This is a genomic window from Acidovorax sp. GW821-FHT09A11 (genome assembly GCF_059418365.1).
This window is the reverse complement of sequence record NZ_JBWKPS010000022.1, coordinates 1-7,721: the sequence shown is the minus strand read 5'-3', so window position 1 is coordinate 7,721 and position 7,721 is coordinate 1. Positions and strand designations below refer to the sequence as shown.

7 protein-coding genes are annotated in these 7,721 nt (G+C 63.0%); 1 reads left to right on the top strand and 6 read right to left on the bottom strand.

The features are described 5' to 3' along the window. Positions 1-393: 393 nt before the first annotated feature. The gene (locus AC07PV_RS24945) at positions 394-1,215 is read right to left on the bottom strand and encodes a hypothetical protein (RefSeq protein ID WP_494631614.1); all 822 of its coding nucleotides are present in this window, start codon (positions 1,213-1,215) and stop codon (positions 394-396) included. Positions 1,216-1,872: 657 nt separating this feature from the next. On the opposite strand from AC07PV_RS24945, the gene AC07PV_RS24940 reads away from it, so the two are divergent. Next, on the top strand, positions 1,873-2,982 hold the full coding sequence (locus AC07PV_RS24940) for a hypothetical protein (protein WP_494631613.1): 1,110 nt from the start codon (positions 1,873-1,875) through the stop codon (positions 2,980-2,982). 55 nt (positions 2,983-3,037) lie between these two features. Here the strand turns inward: AC07PV_RS24940 and AC07PV_RS24935 are convergent, their stop codons facing one another. From AC07PV_RS24935 to AC07PV_RS24915, 5 genes are read right to left on the bottom strand one after another with little or no spacing between them, the layout of a single operon-like run. Continuing rightward, positions 3,038-3,778, bottom strand: a complete 741-nt coding sequence (locus tag AC07PV_RS24935; RefSeq protein WP_494631612.1) for a hypothetical protein — start codon at positions 3,776-3,778, stop codon at positions 3,038-3,040. Positions 3,779-3,797: 19 nt separating this feature from the next. Continuing rightward, positions 3,798-4,019, bottom strand: coding sequence for a hypothetical protein (locus AC07PV_RS24930; RefSeq protein ID WP_494631610.1), 222 nt, complete (start codon positions 4,017-4,019; stop codon positions 3,798-3,800). Further along, positions 4,012-4,452: a hypothetical protein gene (locus AC07PV_RS24925; RefSeq protein ID WP_494631609.1), complete on the bottom strand. Its 441-nt coding sequence runs from the start codon at positions 4,450-4,452 to the stop codon at positions 4,012-4,014. The genes AC07PV_RS24930 and AC07PV_RS24925 overlap by 8 nt, the downstream gene beginning before the upstream one ends. Positions 4,453-4,454: 2 nt before the next feature. After that, entirely contained in the window at positions 4,455-4,805 is a 351-nt protein-coding gene (locus AC07PV_RS24920; protein ID WP_494631608.1) for a hypothetical protein, read from the bottom strand. Between the two features lie 9 nt (positions 4,806-4,814). Continuing rightward, a complete protein-coding gene (locus tag AC07PV_RS24915; RefSeq protein WP_494631606.1) occupies positions 4,815-7,562 on the bottom strand; it encodes a hypothetical protein in 2,748 nt (915 codons plus the stop codon). Between the last annotated feature and the right edge of the window lie 159 nt (positions 7,563-7,721).

The window sequence follows — 7,721 nt, the reverse complement described above, 5'->3', positions numbered from 1 at the left end:
TGAGCGTGAAGTTCACGAACAAGGGTGGGTCAGATCGAGATGGAAATGGTGGGTTACGGTTGGATAGAAATCAACACCCCGTCTGTTCCCCCGCCTCAGCCTGGCTGCCAGGAGATCGCTCCGGACGTCTCCACACCGTAACTCATTGATTTACAAAAGAAAAAGGGCGTTCACCGGATTTTGGTGAACGCCCTTGGACGTCGTAATGGGGCTGGCGGCTACTGAATGAAGCTCGCAAACCTGCATGGATGCTAGGTTTCCGCAATTCAGTTTTTTCGCTGTACCCCCGCTTGTACCCCCACCTAACTATGCCTGCCCCCCAAACGGGGTTGACGACAGGGTAGCCCGCCGCGGAAAAAACACTTGCTCGCGTTTCGACGGTCGGTAAACCCTTCAAAGCCTACAAACCCCACTATTTGTCCCGAGCAGTAAGGCATGCCAGCGTGTAAGCTTTTTTTCGCGAGTTGCAAGCGCCCCTTGAAGCACGCCAAATACAAGAAGCTGAGCATCATGAACATCGTGCTCCAGTCGAACACGAAGATCAGGGGTCAGATCGCGACGCAACCTGCCTCCGTGCCGAATGTGCAGGTCAAGCGAAAAAATTAAGTTCACTTGCAGCCAGCGGATGTGCGCCCAGGACATAGGTACACCCTTTATCTCAGGGCAGGGGTGAACCTCAGACGCATTCGCTCGCACATCGTCATAAAACGCCTGAATCCAAACTGCGTCGGCGATGGTTGAGAACGCGCTCTGGCGGGCCTCTTCAACAACATTGGATCTTCCTCGCAGTACATCAGGAAAGAGCTGACCCATTGTTTCGGAGTAGCTGATCAGGCGCTCTATATCTTCCTCGACCTCTTGGGTCTGCTCATTCACAGCATCCAATGCATCAGGGGGCAATTGGTAGTCGTCGTTGAGAAGTTTCGTGTTGAATTGGAAGGGAAACTGCATGCAGTGGTCTGACGGAAGCCCAGCAGGTGAGCCTGTGGCGACCTCGTGGGCTAGCAGAATGCCAATGTGCTCAACTAGTGTGACTGGGTTATTGCCCGGCGGAAGTTTCCGAAAGCACTTGCGCCGCTGCTCTGGTGACGTTGTCATCAGCTCATAAAACAGGGCGGAAGGCATCAAGAGTTTCTTGCGCGACGCGAGTTCGCGAATTTCCTGACCGGAGGCACCTTCGAGGTAGCTCTTGTCGAGAACTACAAATTCGTTCATCTGACTCACCTCATGTACCCCCAAAAGTATTGAGAGAGCGTGTGCAGCCCGTCTCAGACATCACAGTCGACGCTGGTTCAATAGTGTGCAGTCTACGCGGCGCGTCCAAAAACACTTGCTCGCGCTTCGACGGTCGGTAAACCCTCCAAAGCCTACAAACCCCACCAACCAGCCTGGCATGCAGGTCTGCGAATCGGCCCTCAGCTTTTTCACTGGCTCGCGTTTCGTCGGAAAAAAACCCTTCAAAACCCACCAAACCCTACCAAGCCTCTCCACCCGGATGGCATATTGATGCTGTGTTTAGTTGCAGCAATCTGGCGATGACCAGCGGGCTGCACGTTCGTAGTGAGCGGCGAGATTCGCCGCGTCCTGCGGCCTCCAAAGGTTCCGAACCCGGATGTGAATCTCCCTGTATCTGCACGCGCCACGAAGCGACGGCAGAACAAGGCAAAGTGTGAAGCAGTCACAGCCGCTTCGCAGCAATCTATCGACTGAATGCCTCGACCAAAATCGACAAGCCACCTCCCAAGAAAGCGCCACTGATAGCGGTCCAATGACGGTGCTACATTTTTAAGGGCTGATAGCCCATCGGAACACAAAGGCCGGCCAATTTCCGCGTTGCATTACACGAGCAACACAACTAACTCGATCCGCATCTTGAACATGCAGTCAATCGGAATCATCGCTCCCGAGCGTCTAGCGCTCCTGCCACCTAAGTATTGGAAGGCTCACGAGTTCTGCTTTCATCTGCACGATCAGATGGCCGAACTGTTGGTGCAGTACGAGGCGAGCGGTGCTCACAACTGGGTTGCGGAAGCCTTTGCAGGTGCCATGGCAGACTGTGGGGTAACCAATCCCGACTTTGACCCCCTTGAATTCATGAAAGAGCGGGGGTTGGTACAGCCTTACAAGCACCTCATTGTCAGCCACCTCGTCCTCGGGTTAACGAGCGACATGCTTCATTTCATATTCGAAGCACTTTCCTGCTTCGAGAAGCGAAAGTTCGCGGTGGGATTCGCGCTGTTGAGGAAACCGCTCAAGGAAAACTTGCTTTTCCTGTCGTGGCTTTTGGCAGACCAAGATGACTTTATCAGCCGCTTTGAAGCCAAAACGCACACCACTCTAAATGGCGTTCAACCCGAAAGACGTGTCGAGATTCTTTCGGCTGCAGTTGATCGCTTGGCTGTAAAAGAGGCTTTTGCGGGGGATCTTTTGCATGACATGCTCTTCTCGAAATCCCATGAGCGGAGCTTTGAGCCAATTTGGCAGCGCGCATCGCACTTGGTGACCTCTCAAGGCTCCCTCCTGCGTACGGAAGACCTGAATCTCAACTTCATCTTCCTCGACCCCCGGTCTGACCATCTTTTCGAGCTTCTGTACACCAATCTTCCATACGTGCTTCTCTATGCGGTTCAAGTTTCGCTAGAGTGCTTTGCCAAAATTCTGCGTGCCAATGAGCACACGGTGTCGCATCTACTCATATCTACGATGGGTTGTTACGACGCCCTTTTTTCCGAGAGACGGAAGCAGCCTCTCGCAAAACAGATATCCAAGTTGCTGCGACCTTTCCTGAAGTGCCTTCATTGCGAAGCCCCACTCCGACTCACCCGGGCCAACGCTGCGCAGATGTACCTTCGCGAAACGCTGACATGTCACAAATGCAAGCTAGCATCGCCATTCCCCTTGTATTGGCTACACGCCCACGCTAAGGTGAAGGTCACGCGCGACGATGGGACGACACCCATTCTTGAGGAACCGTGGTCTTAAAAAAGCGCGAAGCAGCCACCGCCACTTCGCGCTTTTTCTCGCCTGACCCAGCGCCCTACAGCACCACCTCCCCGCCCCGCCGCACCTTGTGAATCTGCGCAGGCGTCAGCACATCCTGCGCCGTCAGCGCCCCCAGGTCGAACACCCCCAGCACCTCCACCTGCGGCCGCGCGCCGTACTCCGGCAGCCCTTCGGCCATCGCTTTCAGGCCGTCGAGGATGAACGCCCACCGCGCCGCCACCATCTCCTCGCGCAGGGCCGCAGAGCTGGGCGGGCGCCCCAGCGAATCCTCGTGCGTGCTGGTGCTGCAGGGCGCATGCGCCGCCAGCGCCATGGCCCTGGCCATCGCCTCCCCGGCCTCCTGCAGGACCTTGTAGCCCTCGGCCCGTGCGTGCGCCGTGTAGGCCCGCTCATACGCGGCCGCATACGTGTGCGCCTGCCTGCTGGCCTCGGCCGCGAGTGCCTGCAGTTCCTTCGCTCCCTTGGCCTGCGCCACCCGCATCACCTCGGCCATGGCCTGCGCATCGTTCTTGCGGTTGAGCGCACTGCGCGTGGCTGCATCGCTGCTCTCATACCCACCACTTGCAAACGCTGCATGGAATGCATCCGCAGCCGCATCGGCTTCCTCTTCTGCCGCCTTGATCTTGCGGCCCAGCATCTCCTGCGCGGCCTTGGCCTGGGCGAACCTGGGGCCCGCATCGTTATCGTAGGCCGTGCGTGCGCGGGCCAGCTCGGCCAGCGCTTCGTGCAGCGCAGCCTGGGCGCTGCGGGCGTGTTGTTGAACGTCGAATGTCATGGTCGTTTTCCTTGTGGTTTCAGCAGTCGGCCATGGCCGTGGGTTTTGATGTGTCGGCGTTGTCGGTGCTTGGCAGGCCCGCGCAGGCGCTGCTGAACCGAAGGCTCAGCGCTTGGTCTTCGGCCACAAATTCGCCGGTGATGCGGTGCAGTTCTGTGCGCGCGCCCTGGTACTTGGCCAGGGCCGTTTGCAGCTCGGTGCTGGCGGTGTTGAATGCCTTGCGGGCTTCGGTTTCAGTCATGGTTTGCTCCTTGTGGACTGGGGTTAAAAAACACGCGGGAAGAAAGGGTTGAAGGCGGCGCGGCCGCAGGCTGTGGCGGTTCCTCAGGTGCGAGCCACTGCCCCGCGCCGCAGCCCTCCAGATGCCTGCGCGCCACCTGCTGCGCGGCGGGTGTCAGCTTCGGAATCAGGGCGCGCACGGCCTCGCGCAACTGCTGCAGCTCGCCCTGCTCCAACTGCATCGCGTCGAGGCGCGCCTGCAGCGCTGCGGCCGTGCGCGTGGCCTTGTCGAGCTGGGCCGCGAGGCGCTGCACCTGGGCCACGCTCTCGCGTTCCTGCGGCGTGGCGGGCACCACGGCGCGCAGCGCCTGCAGCTCGCGCTGGCGCTTGTGCCGGTGCTTGCGCTGGCGCTCGGCATCCGTCATGGCCGTGGGCTTGTCGGTGTGCACGGCCATGGTCAGTAGGGCAACGCGCAGAACAGATGACAGCGCTGCAGCACATCCTTGTGCGGCGTGTACCACTCGGGCACGCCAGGAAGGCGCCCCTGCGCGGCCATGGCGCAGTTGCCCTTGCGCTGCAGGTGGTAGCAGTCGCGGCAGCGGTGGCGGTCGTCTTCCAGCACATCCACGGCCGCAGCCGACAGCAGCGCCAGCAGGCCGGGCTTGTGCTCCCTGATTGCTTCGCTGGTGGCTTCATCGAGCCACACAGCGGGCCACACCTGCAGGTTTCCTTCGGCCGTGGCCGACAGGTGCAGGCCCTTGTGACGCAGGCGCTCCAGCAATCGGGCAGCGGTTTGGTTGTCGCTCATGCTGCGCCCTCAGAACGTGGCCACGTCATCGGCGATGCTGTCGGCCGCAGGCATCGGCCGCAGCGCCGCCGATTGATGCACTGCCCAGTGCAGCAGCCCCGCCCGGTGCCCGATGCGCACAAACCGTTTGCCGTCCACGATGCGCCCCTGCATGCGCTCGATCCAGCGGCCCAGCATGCGCGAGTTGATCTTGCCCGCCTGCCCTGCAATGTCATCCATGGCCATGGCCAGGAGCGCATCGGTATCGCTGCGCCGGATGGCGCCGCCCACCGTGGTCTGGTCCGGCCCGAAGGCCGCAAACCACGCCTCCACCAGCGCGCGCAGCTTGGTGGTTTCCGGGTCTTGCTCGAAGGCGCGTGCGGCCGCTTCCATCGGGTCGGCCAGCGTGGGCAGCCCTGCCCCTTCGGGTGTGCCCGCGATCGCGGCCACCTGCTGCGCCAGCCAGCAGATGGGCTGGCGCACCAGATCATCCCAATGCTCAAAGCTGGCCGTGCGCCCCTTGGCCATCTTCGGCCGTCCTGCGGTGATGTAGGCCCGAACAATCGTCAACGCCGCCACCACGTAAGCGAGGCGATCCGTCTGCACCATCTGCGCCGGGTCAAAGGAGAAGTCCCGCGTATACGGTGTCTCGCTCTGCGCGTCGATGCGCGCCGTCAGCACGCGACGGCAGGTGTCCGACGTCATGCGCAGGTTGTTGCCCGTGGCGATGAACAGCGCCCGGTTGGGCAGCGTGATGGTTTCGCTGCTGCCCAGCACCCGGTCGGCGAATGTTGGCGCGGTCAGGAACGCATCGAGCGATGCAGAGCCCAAGGGCTCGCGCACGTTGTCCCAGAGCACCACGCGCTGGCCTTCGCGCAGCACCGCAAACAGGCGCTTTCGGGTTTCTTCGTCGGTGTCGGCCGGGGGCAATATCGAAGGCTCCGAGCCCATGGCCAGGATGCCGATGCAGCGGGCCAGCAGGGTCTTGCCGCTGCCAGCCGCAGGCGCATCGAAGCCCACACCGGGCGCAGTCGGAAGGCTCGCCCGCAGCGCGGCCGACAGCAGGCCGTGCAGCGCCACGCCGTTGGCCACGGCATCGACCAGCGGGAACAGGGCCAGCGGCGCCCACAGAAAGCGCAAGGCTGCCAGGGCGTCCTGCACGGTCGGTTTGACCGGCACCCGCGGCGGGTTCGGGTGTTCGCAATAAAACAGCAGGCCGGAGTTTTCATCATGGCCAGGGCGGTCCAGGATGCTGCCATCGGTGCGCAGCGTGGGGGCAGTCACTACCGCCACCAGCTTCTTGAACCCGCGCTCGCCATGCTTGGCCAGGATGGCGCGGGCCACAGACAGGGGCGCATCTTCTGGCCCTTCCTCGGGCGCTTCCTCGCCATCGGCCTTGCGGCGGTGGCGCATCGAATAGAACTCGCACACGCGGCCCATGTGGTCGGTCAGCCAGTCCGGCGTGACCGGGCGCGCCTTGCCGTCGCTCACATAGGCCACGGCGCCCTCGCCATAGTCGAACAGCTCGCCGCGTTCCTGCAGCACGGCCAGGACTGCATCGGTCGTGGCCACGCGCATGCCCCGCCCCACCTGAATGCGCGCGCTCTGGCGCAGCAGCTCAAAGCGCATGCCGCCGTGGCGGTGGGTGAACAGGTAGGGACGCTGCCCGCTCTTGAGGTTGACCACGGCCACGCGGGTGTCGCTGTCGGGGTCCAGCGGGTCGGCAAACTGGGCGTTGTGCCAGCGCTCGGGGCGGTCGAGGATCTCGCCCACCGACACGGGCTTGCCCTGCTCTGCCATCAGCACGAAGTCGCCCATCAGCACCCGCTGGGCGCTGGCACGCTGCAGCACGTCGCGGGCCTTGTCCACGGGGATGCCCCGGCACTTGGCCAGGGCCGGGGCGTGGGTGGCCACCCAGCGTTCGCGCTGGGCTGCGCACTGGCCCGCAAGCTGGGTGCGGGCTGCCTTCTTGAGGGCCTGGGCCTGCTTGTGCGTGTCGGCGTCGTGCGGGATCAGCGCGAGGTCGAACAGGCCCAGCGGGTCGCCAAAGATGCGCGGGGCGGCGTGCGGCCGCCGCAGGCTCTTGCCCAGCAAGGGCGGTGCGCAGAAGTCCAGGCGCTCGGGCTGCCACACGCTGGCGTCGATCAGGGTGCGTTCCAGCGCCTGCCCGGCGCGGCCTACGTCGAACCAGCCGTGGCCTGCAGCCCAGAGCAATTGCACCAGGGCGCGCCCGGCCTCGGGGATGCGCGAGGCATCGCGCACTGGGATATACAAACGATGCCGCGTGAGCGCCGACAGCTCGCGGCCATCGGCCGTGCACACCCCTGCCGAACAGCTCGGGCGCCACAGCATGGGCGCATCGGCCAGGGCCGGGCAGGCCTCTATCAAACGCTGGCGGAACACATCCGCGCTCAGCTCGCCATCCGGCGCGCCGTCATGGTCCAGCATCAGCACGCCCGGCCCCACCGGGTAGGCAAAGTGCCTGCGCGTGCGGGAGATCGCGCCGGGGGTTTCTGTCACCTCGCGCTCGGGCACGATGGGCACAGGCTTGCCCACGATGCCATCGCATACGCCCCAGCTTGTGGCCTGCGCGGGGTCGAGGGTTTCCAGCACATCGGCCAGTTCCTGCAGGCCGTGCACCACAGAGCGTACCGCGCTGCCGCGCATCATGTTGGCGGCGCTTTCCTTGTGCAGCGTGCCATCGGGGGCCAGGGTCAGCACCTTGGTCAGGCGGTCGGGGACCGTGGCCGTAAAGGCGGTGAATTGCAGGGCAGCCACGGGCGCTGCGGCAATCGCAGCAGGGGTGGCTGGTCGGGTGTTTTTTGCAGCGTCCGATCTGGGTGCGCTGGCCTTCTTTGTTGCCATGGTGGGGTCGTTTTCTAAAGCCGGGTGGCGGTGAATCGGGGGGTGTGGTGGGTGCCTTCGCTACCGTTGGTG